Source organism: Ochrobactrum sp. P6BSIII (assembly GCF_014138065.1).
Taxonomy (GTDB): domain Bacteria; phylum Pseudomonadota; class Alphaproteobacteria; order Rhizobiales; family Rhizobiaceae; genus Brucella.
The window spans coordinates 194,774-210,819 of record NZ_JACGXB010000008.1 but is presented as its reverse complement, the minus strand read 5'-3'; the positions used below and the strand labels follow the sequence as shown (position 1 = coordinate 210,819).

Here is a 16,046-nt window from a genome sequence, read left to right as displayed (position 1 = left end):
TTTATTTCACTTGGCCGATACATAGCCCTTCGAAATATCTTCGGCGCGGGCTTGCGGGTCGCGGTTTTGCGGCTCGCCATAACCGCCGCCGCCCGGCAATTGCAGCACCAGCCTGCGGCCTGACGGGACATGCTGCCAGCCTTTCGGCTTCAGCTTGGTGCCGTCATCCAGAGCCACCACCCCCGGCGCGCCTTCGCCGCCGCCATTGCGGCCTCTGGCGCGATGGTGAACGCGGTCGAACATCGCCGAAAAATCGAACTCGTGGCCGGGAATGGCCTCGATTTCAATCGTCTGACCGAGGCCGCCGCGATATTCGCCGTCGCCGCCGGAATCGGGACGCAGTTCCTTGCGCCAGACGACAATCGGGCCGGTATGTTCGGTCGCCTCGATCGGCATGGTCATCACACCGGACGGGAAAGCGGTCGCCGACAGGCCGTCAAGTTCGGGACGTGCGCCCATGCCGCCGGAGTTGAACATCAGGATTTCGGCCTTGCGTCCGGTTTGGCCCGCCACGGGACGCGCCGAAATGTGGATATTCCACAATGCGGCAGCGCCTTCGGCCAGAATCTGGCCGGGCAGGGCCTTGGCCAGCGCGCCGAGAACGAGGTCGGGAACCATATGGCCGATGACGTGGCGCAGCGAAACCGGGGCCGGGCGCTCGGCATTGAGGATATTGACCGGCGAGGAGATCGTGAACAGTTCCAGCGAGGCCCAGTTGTTGGGAATATCCGGCGCGATCACGCATTTCAGGGCATAGCAGGCATAGGCCTTGGTGTAGATGATCGGGACATTGATGCCCCATGGGCTGACGGCATCGCTGCCCGCAAAATCGACATTGACCGTATCGCCTTCAATCTCGACCTTTGCCGCGAGGCTGATCGGCTTGTTATAGCCATCGGTCACAAGTTCGTTCGACCATTGGCCCTTCGGCAATGCGCGGATGCGATCCAGCGTCGCGGCGCGGGTGCGTGCGAAGATGAATTCGCCCAGCGTGTCGAGCGATGTCAGGCCGATTTCCTGCATCATGTCGATGAGGCGGTTATGGCCGACATCGTTACAGGCGGCGAGCGAATAGAAATCGCCGACAACCTGATTGGGCTCGCGCACATTGGCGCGCAGCATGCGCACCAGATCCTTGTTCACCGCGCCACGCTCGGCAAACTTCATGATCGGTATCTGGATGCCCTCTTCATAGACCGACTTGCCATCGGCACCGAAACCGCGCCCGCCAACATCGACCACATGCGCCGTACAGGCAAAGAAGCCAACCAGCGTGTCCCCGAGGAAGGACGGCGACACCATGGTGATGTCGTGCAGATGACCGGTGCCTTTCCATGGATCATTGGTGACATAGGTGTCGCCGGGATACATCTCCTCGCGCGGGATTTCGGCCATGAAATGCAGCACGGCCTCGGCCATGGTGTTCACATGTCCGGGCGTGCCGGTCACGGCCTGCGCCAGCATGCGGCCCTGCGGGTCGAACACACCGGCGGACAGGTCGCCCGCCTCGCGAACCGAGGTGGAGAAGGCCGTGCGCAGAAGGGTGAGCGCCTGTTCCTCGACAACCGAGATCAGACGGTTCCACATGACCTGCATGCGGATTTCCTGTGTCGCGTCGCTCATGCTGCTGTTTCCTTGCGCAGGAGAAGAAGGGCGCCGTCATCCTGCATGACCACATCGAAGGGCGAGGTGACAACGGTGGAGGTTTCCCGTTCGACGATCACGGCTGGGCCGCTGACGCGCGCGCCGGGGGCAAGCGTGTGGCGTTCCACAATGGCGGTCGTCAGATTGGCGGCCTGTGCGGGATCGAACACGGCGCGGGTAACCGGCGTTTCAATGGTCGAGCGACCGAAGGTCAGCGCATGGCGTTCCGGTGTTGGGCGCTCGTCCTGCGCCTTGACCGACCAGGTCACGATCTCGATTTCGAGACCATCTAGCCCATCAATGGCGCGACCGAAGAAACGGGCATAGTTTTGCCGGAAGCTGTCGCGGATCAGTTCGGCGTCGGCTTCGGTAAAGCTGCGGTCGGGCAGCGTCACCGGGATTTCCCAACCCTGACCGACATAGCGCATGAAGGCGGTGATTTCACGCAGCACCTTACCGTTCGTACCTGCGCGGACAAAGCCTTCCGCCGTTGTCTTCAATTCATCCAGAAGCGTGTTGACGCTGGCAGCCTTGAAGTCCGACATGCGAACGATCTTCGAGGCCAACGCCTCATAGCCGAAAGGCGCCTTGAGGAAGCCGATGGCCGAGCCGACGCCTGCACCCGCAGGGATCAGACACTGGTCGATGCCGAGCTTTTCGCACAGGCGCGCCGCATGCAGCGGGGCAGCACCGCCAAAGGCGATCATAATATTGTCGGAAATGTTCTTGCCGTTTTCCACCGCGTGAACGCGGGCGGCATTGGCCATGTTCTCGTCCACCACTTCGCAGATACCGAAGGCGGCAGGCTCGACGGCAATGTTGAGTTTGTCTCCCACATCGCGCGCCACGGCTTTGGCGGCGTTTTCCACCGATAGGCGGATTGCGCCACCGGCAAAATTGTCCGGGTCGAGCTTGCCAAGCAGCAGATCGGCATCGGTGATGGCCGGGCGTTCGCCGCCGCGCTGGTAGGAGGCCGGGCCGGGTTCGGAAGCTGCCGATTCCGGGCCGGTCTGGATGCGGCCCATGGCGTCGACCCATGCGATAGAGCCGCCGCCCGCGCCGATCTCGATCATCTCGATCACTGGAATGGAGATCGGCATGCCCGATCCCTTGCAGAAGCGATAGGTGCGGGCCACTTCGAATGTGCGGGCAGTCTTGGGAGCAAAATCTTCGATCAGGCAGATCTTGGCGGTCGTACCGCCCATGTCATAGCTCACCACTCTGTCGAGGCCAAAGCGCTGCGCCACATCGGCAGCAAAGATCGCGCCGCCTGCCGGTCCTGATTCAACAAGACGCACCGGGAATTCGGATGCGGTCTCGACGGTGATCAGCCCGCCGCCGGAGTGGATGAGGAAGACCGGGCACTTTGCGCCCATCTCCGCCAGACGCACCTGCAAGCGGGAGAGATAATCCGCCATCTGCGGACGCACATAGGCATTGGCGCATACGGTGTTGAAGCGCTCGAACTCGCGCATCTGCGGCGAGACTTCGGAGGAAATGGAAACCGGCACCGAAACCTTGCGCGCAATGATATCGCGGGCGCGGCGCTCATGATCCGGATTCATGTAGGAGTGGATGAAGCCAATGGCCACCGCGCCGAAACCGCCTGCGGCAATGGTGTCGGCAATGGCCTCCAGCGCCGCTTCGTCGAGGGCCAGCAGTTCCTGCCCCTGTGCGCCGATGCGCCCTTTGACCGCAAAGCGATCCTCACGCGGGATCAGCGGCTTTGGCAGGCGCAGATTGAGATCATATTGCTCGAAGCGGCTTTCGGTGCGCATTTCGATGACATCGCGAAAACCATCCGTTGTCACAAAGGCCGTGCGCGCGCCGCGCCGCTCGATCAGCGCGTTGGTGGCCAGTGTGGTGCCATGAATGACAATGTCGAGATCGGCGGGGCTGATGCCCGCATCGCGGGTCACAATGGCAATGCCGTCGAGGATCGCCTGTTCGGGCGCGCTGTAATTGGTCAGAACCTTCGTGGAATAGAGCGCACCTTTGCATTCGAGCGCGATGTCGGTGAAGGTGCCGCCGATATCAGCGCCAAGGCGGATGGTCTGGCTCATGCTGGTTCCTTTTTAGAGCGCATCCCGAAAAGTGTGAAACGGTTTTCGGAAACGATGCGCGTTAAAATAAGCAGCTAAACTGCTGATCTGATCCAATCAGACCGGCACTTTAGCGAGGGCTGCGGCGCGCATTTGGCTGAGCGTCTGGCGCGGTGTCAGCGCTTCGGGCGAAATGTCGAGATCGAGCACAGCGCCGCTCCGCGATGCGCGGGCCCGGGCAAAGGCGGCAGGGAAGTCTTCCGTCCGCTCCACGCGCTCTGCATGAAAGCCATAGGCCTTGGCAAGCGCCACGAAATCGGGGTTGTCCATCGTGGTGCCGGAAACGCGGCCCGGATAGTTGCGCTCCTGATGGGCGCGGATCGTGCCATAGATACCGTTGTTGAGGATGAGCACGATGGGTTGCGCGCCAGCCTGTTTGGCGGTTGCCAGTTCTTGACAGTTCATCTGGAAATCGCCATCGCCGGCAAAGCAGACAACCGTGCGCTCCGGAAAGGCTACTTTCGCCGCGACTGCTGCGGGCAAGCCATAACCCATTGCGCCCGATTGCGGTGCGAGCAAGCGGCTTTTCTTGCCGAATTTGAAAAACTTGTTGGGCCAGACGGTGAAATTGCCTGCGCCATTGGTAAGAATGGCGTCTTCGGGCAGCACATCGCGGACATGCTCCATCGCCACCACCATATCGACGGGGGAGGGCTGCGAAGGCGCCGAAAAACTCGCTTCGAAAGCGGCGCGGGCATCCGCCCGCCACTTGCTCCAGTCGCCTTCGATTGGCTTCAAGGCGGTAGCGAAAGCATTGGGGCCAGCCTGAATGCCGAGTGTGGGCTGGTAGATCTTGCCGATTTCCCGGTCCGAACCGTGGACATGGATGAGCTTTTGCGCCGGGACCGGCACGGAAAGTAGCGTATAGCCATCCGTTGTCATTTCACCGAAGCGGACATTGATCGCGAGGATAAGGTCGGCATCGCGGATCAGCGCCTTGACATGCGGCAGCATGCCGACGCCAGCCTCGCCGACGAAGGCGGGCGAGAAATTGTCGAACTGGTCCTGATAGCGGAAGGCAGCGACAACCGGAATGTCGGAGGCTTCAGCAAAGTTTTGCAGGGCGTCGCGTCCGGCCTCAGTCCAGTTGATGCCGCCCATCAGGATGACAGGCCGCTTTGCTGCGCCGAGCAAGGTCTGCACGTCGTCCAGAGCGGCGGCGGAAGGTGCGGCTTCGCTGATCTTTGCGGGGCCGGAAAGGGGGGCTGCATCTGTTGCCGAGGTCAACATGTCTTCCGGCAGGGCGATGACCACCGGGCCGGGGCGTCCCGTGGTCGCCGTCGTCCAGGCGCGGGCCAGAATTTCGGGGATACGGTCGATATCGTCGATCTCGGTCGCCCATTTGGCCATGGTGCCGAAGACGGCGCGGTAATCGATTTCCTGAAAGGCTTCACGGCCTTTCATATCGGTGCCGACCTGTCCGACAAAGATCAGCATCGGCACGGAATCCTGCATGGCGGTGTGAATGCCGATGGAGGCGTTGGTGACACCGGGGCCGCGTGTGACGAAGCAGAGACCCGGTTCGCCGGTGAGCTTGCCCCAGGCTGCTGCCATGAAGGAAGCGCCGCCTTCGTTGCGGCACAGCACGAAGTCGAGCGCACCCTTGGTATCGTGCAATGCGTCGAGCACGGCGAGATAGCTTTCTCCCGGCACGCCGAAAGATTTTCTGGCTCCCAAAGCGACGAGGCTTTCGACGAGAAGCTGGCCTCCGTTACGCATCCCTGATTCCTTCCTGTGCGCCTTTTCGGCGATCACCTTGTGAATGATCATGCCAGCCGGAGCGTTTTCACGAAATCAAGATAATCCGGCAATTGGCAAGTTTTACTTGTCTATCGGTAGGGCTATGACGTGGGCTTTTCGCGCGCGCATAGCTGTTCGGTGCGCGGCTCTTGCGAGCCATGCCCGGTATGATGGTGATGAAACGACAAAGGCGACGCAGAGCGTCGCCTTCACCTTATTTTTCCTGAAATTTGACCATGGAGCCGCCGCCGGTCGCCTGATCGGTCGGGAAGACTTCGACGCGGGAAACATCGACAAAGACCGGCAGTTCGATCACCTGACCGATGATCTGAGCAATGTTTTCCGGCTGGATCGGGCGATAGCCATCGTAAAGCACGGCTTGTGCCTGATTGTCGGGGATCGATGTCCGGTAGAGAGCAGTCTGCACACGCCCCGGCACGATTTCGCTGACGCGTACCGAAGTGCCCAGAAGATCGCAACGCAGATTGTCGCAAAACAGGCTCAAGCCAGCCTTGGAGGGGCCGTAAGCGCCCATATTCGGATAAGGCGCCTGACCGCCGCTCGATCCGATATAGATGAGGTGACCGCGCTTGCGCGCCACCATGCCGGGCAGAAAGGCGCGAGTCAGATGCATCGGCGCTTTGAGATTGATATCGACCATGGCGTCGATCTCGTCGGGGTCAATCTCGTGAAACAAGGCGCGGGTGGAAAGAATGCCCGCATTGTTGATCAGGATGTCGACCTCGACGCCAGAAAGCGCAGCCTCGATTGCCTTCGTGTCGCGCACATCGGCCTCAACCGTGAGCGCACCAGTTTCTGCGGCAAGTGCCGCCAGCACCTGACTGTTGCGACCGACGGCGTAGACGGTCAGCCCGCGCTCGCGCAGCCGCGCGACGGTGGCCTTGCCGATGCCGCTCGTGGCGCCGGTGACAAGCGCAACGCGGTAGGGATCAGACATAGATATAGCCTCCGCTGACCACCACATTCTCGCCAGTGGCATAGGTATTGCGACCGGAAGCCATCATGACGATCCATTGCGCCATTTCCACCGGCTCAGCGGCGCGTCCAAGCGCGCTTGCCTTGGCCAGTTCCGGCAGGAAGCCCAGTTCCTTGGCACGGTCGGTGGCAAAACCCGCCGGTGCAACGGAATTGACCAGAATCTGGTCCTTGGCGCATTCCTGCGCGAAGGATTTGGTCAGGCTGACGACAGCCGCCTTTGTGGCTGCGTAATGCGCGTTTTGCGGATGCGCCTTGAAGGCGTCAACTGAGGTGACATTGACGATGCGGCCTGTGACGTGAGGCACATCGACGAACTGCCGCATATGCAGAACGGCGGCCACCATCATGTGATAGGTGCCCTTGACGTTGATGGCGTTTTCCAGATCCCAGTCTTCATCTGTGATTTCAAGGATTGGCTTGCGCGGATAGATGGCTGCGCTGTTGACGAGCGCATGCACGCGGCCTAGCTTGCCGGCGACGTCGTTGAAGCCCTTATGGGCAGATTCGGCTCGCGAAATATCTGCGACCGAAGTCGCGACTTCAACGCCCAGTCCGCGCAAGGTTTCTGCGGAGCTGGCGAGTAGTTCCGCATTGCGGTCTATGAGGCCGATTTTGGCCGCTCCGTTTTCCACCATCAGCTTTGCTGTCGTCAAACCCAGTCCCGAAGCGCCGCCGACAATGATAATGGTCTGATCTTTCACGTTCCGCCTCTTATTGGTCTTGCGTGGGAAGAATTGTATGTTATCACTTATATGCCAAGTTGAAGGCGATGCAAGAGGTTTTTTGAGTCCCACATGATTCCGTCCCTGATCAGGAAACAGCCCTTCAATGGCCTGACACTCGAACTCTCGCAACACCTGGCCCAGGCGGGCTTTCAAGGTGAAGTGGAGGTCGGTGACAGCTCGCGTACCGTCTATTCCACCGACAATTCCATCTATCAGGTGGAGCCGACCGGCATCGTGTTTCCCAAGGGAACCGACGACCTGAAAATCCTTGCCACGGTTCTGGAACAGCCTGCATTTCGTGACGTGGTGATTTCGCCGCGTGGCGGCGGCACCGGCACCAATGGCCAGTCCCTGACCTCCGGCATTGTGGTTGACTGTTCGCGCCATATGAACCGCATTCTGGAAATCGATACAGAACGGCGCGTGGCCCGCGTTCAATCCGGCGTGGTGAAGGATCAGCTCAACAAGGCATTGAAGCCTTATGGCCTGTTTTTCGCGCCGGAGCTTTCCACCTCCAACCGCGCCACCATTGGCGGCATGGTCAGCACCGATGCATGCGGGCAGGGGTCGTGCCTTTATGGCAAGACCAGCAATCACATTCTGGGGCTGCATGTCGTCCTGACCAATGGCGAGGAATTGTGGTCCCGCCCGCTCGACGGGCCAGCGCTGGCGCAAGCTCAGGCGAAGCCCGGCCGTGTTGGTGAGATTTATCGCTCTGTTGCGCGCATCGCGACCGAGAAGCGGGCGCTGATCGACGAGATTTTCCCCAATCTCAACCGCTATATGACGGGCTATGATCTGAAGCATCTGTGGCGCGAGGATGGTCGCTTCGACCTCAACGCCATTCTGTGCGGATCGGAAGGCACACTGGCCATGATCGCGGAGATCGAGGTCAATCTTCTGCCGATCCCGGCGCATGCGCTGCTGATCAATATCCGCTACGACAGCTTCAACACAGCACTGGAACATGCCCGCGCGCTGGTCGCACTGAAGGTCGCTTCGGTTGAAACCATCGACGAGAAGGTGCTGGGGCTCGCCAAGAAGGATATTGTCTGGCCGGGCATTGCGCGGTTCTTCCCGGATGATGCCAGCAGCCCGACCAATGGCATCAATATTGTCGAGCTGGTGGCCGATGACGCAGATGAGCTTGAAAGCAAGTTCCGGCACGTTGTCGCTGCGCTCGATGCCGATCAGTCCGACGGTGGCAAGCCTTACACCATTGCGCGCGATCCGAAGGATATCGAGGCAATCTGGACGATGCGCAAGCGCTCGGTCGGTCTGCTTGGCAATGTCGACGGGCCGGTGCGTCCGGTGCCTTTCGTGGAAGACACGGCGGTTCCGCCGGAAAACCTCGCCGCCTATATTCGCGAATTCCGGGCGCTTCTGGACGGAGAAGGTCTAAGCTACGGCATGTTCGGCCATGTCGATGCAGGCGTGCTGCATGTGCGCCCGGCGCTTGATCTGACGCGGACCGATCACGAGCCGCTGGTACGCAAGATCAGCGACTGCGTGGTTGCGCTGACACGCAAATATGGCGGCGTGCTGTGGGGCGAACACGGCAAGGGCGTGCGTTCGGAATATGTGCCCGAATTCTTCGGTGCGCTTTATCCGAGCCTGCAGGAAATCAAGGGTCTGTTCGACCCGCGCAACCGGCTCAATCCCGGCAAGATTGCAACGCCGTCGTCGCAAGCGTTGTTGAAGATTGATGAAGTGCCGCTGCGCGGTCAGTACGACCGGATCATCGGTCTGGAAATCCGCGAGGCTTTCGACAACGCCGCCTATTGCAACGGCAATGGCGCCTGTTTCGATTTCGATGATGCCAGCTTGATGTGCCCGTCCTACAAGGCAACACGGGACCGTCGTTATTCGCCGAAAGGCCGCGCTTCGCTGATGCGCGAATGGCTGCGACTGATGGCGGAGAGCGGAAAAGACCCGCGCAAGGAAGCCGGACAGGCCCGCAACGCCGGTGCCATTCGCACGCTGCCTGCGCGTCTGTGGAACTCGATCAACCCAGCCAATCGCAACGATTTCTCGCATGAAGTGCGCGAGGCGATGGATAGCTGCCTCGCCTGCAAGGCCTGCGCCGGGCAATGTCCGGTGAAGGTCAGCGTTCCGGCGTTCCGGGCCAAGTTCCTTGAGATCTACTACGGACGCTATGCCCGCCCGATCAAGGACATGATGGTGGCGAGCATCGAGAACACGCTGCCTTTGTTTGCACGGCTGAAGCCTGCTTACAATGCATGGGTGCGCTCTGGTCTGGGTCGCGCTGCCATGCGCCGGGCCGGGCTGACGGCCTTGCCGGAAATGCCCGCTTTGTCGCTGACACGTGAAGCGCAGCGCATGGGCGTGGCTGTCGCAACGCCTGAACGCATGCGCAAACTTTCGGATGCGCAGCGGCAAGAGGCGGTTGTGTTCGTTCTGGATGCCTTCACGGCCCATTTCGATCCGGCTGTCGGGCTATCGGCTCTGCAACTCGCCCGCAAGATGGGCTTTACGCCCTATCTCGCCGCGCCCAACCAGAACGGCAAGGCGCTGCACGTTCACGGCTATCTGGGCGCTTTCGAGAAAACCGCGTCGAAGTCCATCCGCTATCTCAACGAACTGGCGGAAATGGGTATTGCGCTGGTCGGTCTCGACCCGTCGATGACGCTGACCTATCGCAGCGAATATAAGGGTGTCGAGGCGGCCCGGATCAAGGCGCAGGTCAATCTGGTGCAGGAATGGCTGGAGGCCAATCGCGACCGTCTGCGCGGGCTCGACACTGCGGCGCACGAAAAGCGTCTGCGTCTGCTGGGGCACTGCACGGAGCGCAGCAATGTCCCATCATCGATGAAGCAATGGAAATCCGTGTTCCAGCAGATCGGCGTGGAACTGGATGTGCCGGAAACGGGCTGTTGCGGCATGGCGGGCACTTTCGGCCACGAGGTCCGCAATCGCCCGATTTCGGAAAAGCTGTTCGCTGCGAGCTGGAATGGTATTCTCGCATCGTCCGGCGAGAAGGATATAGTCATGGCCACCGGCTATTCTTGCCGTTCTCAGGTCAAGGCGATTGAACGCCGGTCCATCCGGCATCCTGTTCAGATACTCAATGAAATGGTACTGCCTCTATAGTTAGTCATCACGTGATTTATAAAATCAAATAACCAGCGCTGGAGTTAAATGTCGTGTCAATCATTACCCAACGCGGAAATCTGGCGGAAATTGTCGTCGCGGAACTGACGACCCGGATAGACTCGGGTCTCTATGGTCCGGGCGACAAGCTGCCGTCCAGCGCTCAGCTATGTGAAGAGTTTGGCGTCAGCAGAACCGTCATCCGCGAGGCGCTGACCTCGCTCAAGGTGGCAGGGCGTGTCACCACGCGGCAGGGTGCGGGCGTCTATGTCACCGACAAGGACGTGAAGGCGCTCAATTACGAGATTAGCCGGATCGACGATATTCGCTCCGCAATGCAGATTCTCGAATTGCGGCTTGGTGTGGAAATGCAGTCGGTAGCGCTTGCCGCCACCCGCCGCACGCCGGAGGCGCTGGCGGAAATCGCCCGCGCTTACGATCATCTGGAAAATCTCGAAACCGACGATCCGGAAGTCGAGGCACGCGCCGATTTCGATTTCCACCTTGCGATTGCGCGGGCAACCCGCAATCCGCATTTCCCGAGTTTTCTGGAAGCGGTTATCGGCGAGATCAACTTTGATCTGCTGCTGAAGCATCGCCAGCCCGTGCGGGCTTCACGGTCCTATCTCAAGAAGATCAACAAGGAACATGCGATGATCCTTGCCGCGATCACGCAGGGCGATGCAAAGGCGGCGCGCAATGCGCTGGTCGCGCATCTGGAAGAAAGCCTCAATCGCTATCGCTCCTTGCTGGAAGAACCAGCCAGCGATGCGCTGACGGACTGAGCAGCGCAAACAAAAAGAAAAGCCCGGAACCGGCGACGGTTTCGGGCTTTTTGATTGTGTCTGCAAGGCCGGTCAGATCACGGCATCTTCCAGGAATGGACGATTGGCCGTCACGCGCTCAAAGCCGAAGGGTGAGAGGTCGAGCGTCTTGAACGCGTCATAGATGATCAGTTCGCTCAAGCCGCGCCCCATGGCTGGCGACTGCTGCAATCCGTGACCGGAAAATCCGTTGGCGAACAGGAAGTTCTTCACCTCGGTATGCGGTCCCAGAATGACATTGTGATCGAGCGTGCAATAGTCGTAATGGCCCGCCCATGAGTTGACGACCTTGATCGCCTCGAAAGCCGGAACGCGATTGGCCAAGGTCGGCCAGATTTCCTCGTCAAACTCGTCATGCATGACATCGAAATCGTTCGGGTCGACTTCCGGGTCGTGCTTGGGATAGGTGCCCATCAGATAGAACTTGCCTTCAGGCCGGAAGAACACGCCGCTTGGGTCGATGGTGAGGCCCACCTTGCCTTCCAGCGGTGTGCGGCAATCGACGACGAACAGCGAACGGCGGCGTGGTTCGACCGGAATGTCCAGCCCGGCCATGCGGGCGACTTTCTTGCCGTTGGTGCCGGACGTGTTGACCATCGTGCCGCAGGCAATCGTCTGCCCGCTTTTGGTGGTCACGGAGACAATGCGGTCGCCCTCACGGTTGACGGCCACGACCTCGTCCTCGATATATTCGACGCCGAGCGAGCGCGCCTTCTTGCGGAAACCCTGCATGAGCGCGGAACTGTCGAACCAGCCTTCACCGCGTTCGCCGGTGCTGCCAAGCGTCAGCCCCTCAAGATTGAGCCACGGAAAGCGCTGGCCAAGGCCATCCACATCCAGCAGCGAAACTTCCGCGCCGCAGGAAACCTGCGTTTCATGATTGCGCCGCAGAACCTGATCGCCGCGGTCATCGGCGGCAAGGAACAGATAGCCCGCTTCGTGAAAGCCGATTTCCGGCGTGTCGTCATCGACGGCCACGTTTTCGCGGAAATTGCGGATGAATTCCGTGCCGAAGCGCGAAACCTGCACATTGATGGCGTTGGAAAACTGATGGCGGATGGAGCTGGACGACAGCGCCGTTGCCGAGCGCTGATAGGTCCAGTCCTTTTCGATCACCAGTATGGTGCCGTTGAAATCGGGGTTGGTCGCCAGAAAATAGGCGGTCGCGCTGCCCACAACCGCGCCGCCGACAATGACGACATCATAGGAACTCTTGGAAGCCTGCATTGTAAGCCTACTTGTTTTCGTCTTCGAAATGACCGGCGGCGCAGAAGCTGCCACCCTGAAACCGGACTGCCGGATCGTTGGGGTCGCCTTGCGGCGTCTTGGCGAAAACCGCATCGCGATAATCGTCGGCGCTGTCCTTGGCCTTGTAGCCGAGCACGGCGGCGGTGCGGTTGTCCCAGAAGGATTCGCTGTTGTTCGACATGCCATAGGCGACCATGAAGCCGACACGCGGTGCGGACAGGCACTTCTCGACCAGCTGGCGGCAGTCTTCGAAGGACAGCCAGGTGATCAGATGGCGACGGTCGGTCGGTTCCGGAAAGGAGGAGCCGATGCGAATGCAGACGGTTTCGATGCCGAACTTGTCGAAGTAATAGCGGGCCAGATTTTCCACGAAGGTTTTGGAGACGCCATAAAGGCTGTCCGGGCGCGTCTGAACATTGCCGTCGATGGTTTCCGTCCGCTCGTAATAGCCGATGGCATGGACGGAGCTTGCAAAGACAATGCGCTTTACACCGTGGCGACGGGCTGCCTCGTAAATATTGTAGCCGCCGGAAATGTTGGAATCGAGGATGGTCTTCCAGGGCGCTTCCACCGACTGCCCGCCCATATGTATGATGGCGTCGCAGCCTTCGACAACGCGCGAAACCGCGTCGAAGTCCGCGAGATCGGCGGGGAAGTCCTCTTCATGCGGCGCGAGATCCTGACACGGTTCCAGCGCCGACAAGCGCACGATCCGGCCCAGCCGCGTTCCCGATTTGCGCAGCTCCGATCCGAGGCGACCGGCAGCGCCAGTCAACAGCGTTCTTTGAAAGTGGGTCATGAAGAGGTCCTAATTAGCGAAGTTTTGCGAGGGCATCGGATGTGCGCTCGATGGCTGCGGTCAGGTTTTCCCGGGAGGTCGCGAAAGAGAGGCGGATGTAAGGCTCAACGCCGAAAGCCGCGCCGGGCACAGTGGCGACCTTGCCTTCGGTCAGAAGATAGGAAGCGAGCATCGTATCATTCGCAATCAGAGTGCCGTCCGGCGTCACTTTACCGATATAGGCAGCGCATTTCGGGAAGAGATAGAATGCACCTTCCGGCGCGCGGACTTCAAGCCCCGCAATGGCGCCAAAGCCCTTTGTCACCAGTTCGCCACGCGCCTTGTATTCTGCAACCGCTGTCCGCACGAAATCCTGCGGGCCATTGAGAGCGGCCGCTGCCGCAACCTGCGTGATGGAGGAGGGGCAGGTGGTGCTCTGCGACTGCAGCTTGTTGAGCACCTTGGTCAGTTCCTTCGGACCCGCCGCATAGCCAAGACGCCAGCCGGTCATGGCATAGGCCTTGGAAACGCCGTTGATGATCAATGTGCGGTCGCGCAGATCGGGGCAGGCAATGGCGAATGACGTGAAGGGCGTGTCGCCGCAGACGATGTGTTCGTAGATTTCATCCGACATGATCGCGACGCGCGGATGGCGTGCCAGCACTTCGCCCAGCGCCTTCAATTCATCCGCCGTATAGATCGCGCCGGTTGGATTGGAAGGCGAGTTGAACAGAAACCAGCGGGTCTTTGGGGTGATTGCCGCTTCCAGCCGCTCCGGCGTGATCTTGAAATCGTCTTCCACACCGCAGGCGATCACTTTCGGCAGGCCGCCATGCAGGATCACCAGATCGGTATAGGACACCCAGTAAGGAGCAGGAACGATCACTTCATCGCCCGGCTCCAAGGTGCCGAGAAAGGCGTTGAACAGGATCTGCTTTGCGCCATTGCCGATCGAGATTTCGTCCAGCGCATAGTCGAGACCGTTCTCGCGCCTGAACTTATCGACAATGGCCTGGCGCAACTCCGGCAGGCCGTCAGGTGCCGTATAGCGCGTGATGCCGCTGCGCATCGCGCCGATTGCCGCCTCGACAATATGCGACGGCGTATCAAAATCCGGCTCGCCGAGCGACAGGTCGAGGACGTTTTCGCCTCTGGCCCGCATGGCCTTGGCCGCCATCGAAACGGCCATCGACGGTGAGGATTTGATGGTCGCCGCACGCCGGCTCTCGAAAGCGATCATGTTCATGTCTGGGCTCCCTGGCCTGTGGTTCCTGGCGTGTCGCCGATCACGGCGTTTCTTTGTGCTGGGTCGTATGGAGGCGGGTGGAAGATCGGGCCGTCGGGGTCTGGAATTGATGCGTCTTGATGGTGTCGGGCCACGCTCATTCGTATTTCCACTTGACGATCTTTAAATACGTCACTTATCATATATGTGTCAACATGAAAACAAGCCGCAAAAACGGCGGTTCAGCTGGCCGATTTTTGTTTGGTGGAGGTAATAGGCAAGCAAAATCAGATGATTGGTGCGATGTGACCAGTCGCGTGGAAATGGCGAAGGCCGGGAGCGGCCATAACGTTTCCAGTGAGAATATAGAGCGATTTTGCCCCGAAAATGCATGCAAGCAAAGAATTGGAGCGGTTCGAACACTTCCATCGGAACAGAAATCGCTTTGATAAGAACAACGGTTAAAACCAGAGGGAAACTCCATGAAATCCATCGCAAGACTTCTCGCCGGATCAGCCATCGCGTCCGGTCTCCTGCTGTCACAGGCCTTTGCAGCCGACACGATCAAGATCGGTGTTGCAGGCCCGATGACAGGCCCCAACGCTACATTCGGTGAACAGGTTTACAGCGGTGTTTCCGCTTATGTGAACGATGTGAATGCCAGCGGCGGCATCAATGGCAAGCAGATCGAACTGGTGAAGGGCGACGATGCCTGCGAACCGAAGCAGGCGATTGCCGTTGCCAACCGTTTTGTCGATCAGGACAAGGTTCAGGCGGTGATTGGCCATTTCTGCTCGTCGAGCACCATTCCTGCTTCCGAAATCTACAATGATGCGGGCATTCTGGAGATGGCTCCTGCATCCACCAATCCAACCGTGACCGAGCGCGGCCTTGAAACCGTGTTTCGTGGTTGCGGACGCGACGATCAGCAGGCAGTCGTCGCCGGTGCGTTCATTCTCGATACGTTGAAGCGGGACAAGATCGCGCTGATCCATGACAAGGACACCTATGGTCAGGGCCTCGTCGATGCAGTCAAGAAGACCATCGAAGCACGCGGCATCAAGCCGGTTCTTTATGAAGGCCTGACGCGCGGCGAGCGCGACTTCAATGCGCTGGTGACCAAGATCAAGAGTTCCGGCGCAACGGCTGTTTATTTCGGCGGTCTTATTCCGGAAGGCGGCCCGCTGATCCGCCAGATCAAGGAACAGGGTCTGGATGTGGTTGTGGTGAGCGGCGATTCCTTCGCGCAGGCCGAGCTGATTGCGGCAGCTGGCGGCGCGGGCAATCTCAAGAATGTCTATTATTCGGCAACGCCGGACCCGCTGGCCGATCCGTCGACCAAGGGCGTTCAGGATGCGCTGAAGAAGGCGAATATCACGCCAGCCAACTACACGCTCTATGGCTACGCCAATGCGCAGGCCATCGTGGCTGCGTTGAAGGCGGGTGACGACATCAAGGCCCAGACCAACTGGCTGCGTAACAACACGGTTGATTCCGCCATTGGCAAGATCACCTGGGACGAGAAGGGCGACATCAAGGACTTCAAGTTCGTCTTCTATAATTTCGACGACAAGGGAACCCCAGTTCTCGTCAACTAAGGCTCTACCAGCTCCAGCCAGACCCTGCGGTCTGGCTGGTTCCTCCTTGCCT

The 16,046-nt window shown here is 59.8% G+C and carries 11 protein-coding genes; 3 read left to right on the top strand and 8 right to left on the bottom strand.

Annotated elements, in window-relative coordinates; all coding sequences use genetic code 11:
• Positions 1 to 6: 6 nt before the first annotated feature.
• The 5 genes from FHW00_RS13625 to FHW00_RS13605 all read right to left on the bottom strand — a co-directional run bounded on the left by FHW00_RS13625 (position 7) and on the right by FHW00_RS13605 (position 7,186).
• Entirely contained in the window at positions 7 to 1,623 is a 1,617-nt protein-coding gene (locus FHW00_RS13625; RefSeq protein ID WP_078339039.1) for a hydantoinase B/oxoprolinase family protein, read from the bottom strand.
• The gene (locus FHW00_RS13620) at positions 1,620 to 3,707 is read right to left on the bottom strand and encodes a hydantoinase/oxoprolinase family protein (RefSeq protein WP_078339038.1); all 2,088 of its coding nucleotides are present in this window, start codon (positions 3,705 to 3,707) and stop codon (positions 1,620 to 1,622) included. The genes FHW00_RS13625 and FHW00_RS13620 overlap by 4 nt, the downstream gene beginning before the upstream one ends.
• 96 nt (positions 3,708 to 3,803) lie before the next feature.
• Positions 3,804 to 5,465 carry a thiamine pyrophosphate-binding protein gene (locus FHW00_RS13615; protein WP_078339076.1) on the bottom strand — a complete coding sequence of 554 codons (1,662 nt, stop codon included), beginning with the start codon at positions 5,463 to 5,465 and terminating at the stop codon, positions 3,804 to 3,806.
• Positions 5,466 to 5,700: 235 nt separating this feature from the next.
• Positions 5,701 to 6,444, bottom strand: coding sequence for an SDR family oxidoreductase (locus FHW00_RS13610; protein ID WP_078339037.1), 744 nt, complete (start codon positions 6,442 to 6,444; stop codon positions 5,701 to 5,703).
• A complete protein-coding gene (locus tag FHW00_RS13605) occupies positions 6,437 to 7,186 on the bottom strand; it encodes an SDR family NAD(P)-dependent oxidoreductase (RefSeq protein ID WP_078339036.1) in 750 nt (249 codons plus the stop codon). Before FHW00_RS13605 ends, FHW00_RS13610 begins: the two co-directional genes overlap by 8 nt.
• Positions 7,187 to 7,279: 93 nt before the next feature.
• Between FHW00_RS13605 and ydiJ the strand changes: the two genes are divergently transcribed.
• Positions 7,280 to 10,321, top strand: coding sequence for a D-2-hydroxyglutarate dehydrogenase YdiJ (gene ydiJ, locus FHW00_RS13600; protein ID WP_078339035.1), 3,042 nt, complete (start codon positions 7,280 to 7,282; stop codon positions 10,319 to 10,321).
• A 53-nt stretch (positions 10,322 to 10,374) separates the two neighbouring features.
• Complete coding sequence (locus FHW00_RS13595; RefSeq protein ID WP_078339034.1) at positions 10,375 to 11,106, top strand: FadR/GntR family transcriptional regulator; 732 nt, start codon at positions 10,375 to 10,377, stop codon at positions 11,104 to 11,106.
• Between the two features lie 72 nt (positions 11,107 to 11,178).
• Here FHW00_RS13595 and FHW00_RS13590 read toward each other — a convergent pair whose 3' ends face one another.
• The 3 genes from FHW00_RS13590 to FHW00_RS13580 are packed head-to-tail and all read right to left on the bottom strand — an operon-like array spanning position 11,179 to position 14,417.
• Positions 11,179 to 12,372, bottom strand: a complete 1,194-nt coding sequence (locus FHW00_RS13590; protein WP_078339033.1) for an NAD(P)/FAD-dependent oxidoreductase — start codon at positions 12,370 to 12,372, stop codon at positions 11,179 to 11,181.
• Positions 12,373 to 12,379: 7 nt separating this feature from the next.
• Positions 12,380 to 13,192 carry an NAD-dependent epimerase/dehydratase family protein gene (locus tag FHW00_RS13585; RefSeq protein ID WP_078339032.1) on the bottom strand — a complete coding sequence of 271 codons (813 nt, stop codon included), beginning with the start codon at positions 13,190 to 13,192 and terminating at the stop codon, positions 12,380 to 12,382.
• Positions 13,193 to 13,205: 13 nt separating this feature from the next.
• Positions 13,206 to 14,417 (bottom strand): pyridoxal phosphate-dependent aminotransferase, encoded by a 1,212-nt coding sequence (locus FHW00_RS13580; RefSeq protein WP_078339031.1) that lies wholly within the window; start codon positions 14,415 to 14,417, stop codon positions 13,206 to 13,208.
• A gap of 461 nt (positions 14,418 to 14,878) precedes the next feature.
• Here FHW00_RS13580 and FHW00_RS13575 point away from each other — a divergent pair, with 461 nt between their 5' ends.
• On the top strand, positions 14,879 to 15,994 hold the full coding sequence (locus FHW00_RS13575; RefSeq protein ID WP_078339030.1) for a branched-chain amino acid ABC transporter substrate-binding protein: 1,116 nt from the start codon (positions 14,879 to 14,881) through the stop codon (positions 15,992 to 15,994).
• Positions 15,995 to 16,046 lie beyond the last annotated feature (52 nt).

What these genes read in the sequence shown, in the direction of transcription:
- FHW00_RS13590 (WP_078339033.1), bottom strand. Translation starts at nt 12,372, where the DNA reads ATGCAGGCTTCCAAGAGTTCCTATGATGTCGTCATTGTCGGCGGCGCG.
- ydiJ (WP_078339035.1), top strand. Translation starts at nt 7,280, where the DNA reads ATGATTCCGTCCCTGATCAGGAAACAGCCCTTCAATGGCCTGACACTC.
- FHW00_RS13575 (WP_078339030.1), top strand. Translation starts at nt 14,879, where the DNA reads ATGAAATCCATCGCAAGACTTCTCGCCGGATCAGCCATCGCGTCCGGT.
- FHW00_RS13615 (WP_078339076.1), bottom strand. Translation starts at nt 5,465, where the DNA reads ATGCGTAACGGAGGCCAGCTTCTCGTCGAAAGCCTCGTCGCTTTGGGA.
- FHW00_RS13625 (WP_078339039.1), bottom strand. Translation starts at nt 1,623, where the DNA reads ATGAGCGACGCGACACAGGAAATCCGCATGCAGGTCATGTGGAACCGT.
- FHW00_RS13585 (WP_078339032.1), bottom strand. Translation starts at nt 13,192, where the DNA reads ATGACCCACTTTCAAAGAACGCTGTTGACTGGCGCTGCCGGTCGCCTC.
- FHW00_RS13620 (WP_078339038.1), bottom strand. Translation starts at nt 3,707, where the DNA reads ATGAGCCAGACCATCCGCCTTGGCGCTGATATCGGCGGCACCTTCACC.
- FHW00_RS13610 (WP_078339037.1), bottom strand. Translation starts at nt 6,444, where the DNA reads ATGTCTGATCCCTACCGCGTTGCGCTTGTCACCGGCGCCACGAGCGGC.
- FHW00_RS13580 (WP_078339031.1), bottom strand. Translation starts at nt 14,417, where the DNA reads ATGAACATGATCGCTTTCGAGAGCCGGCGTGCGGCGACCATCAAATCC.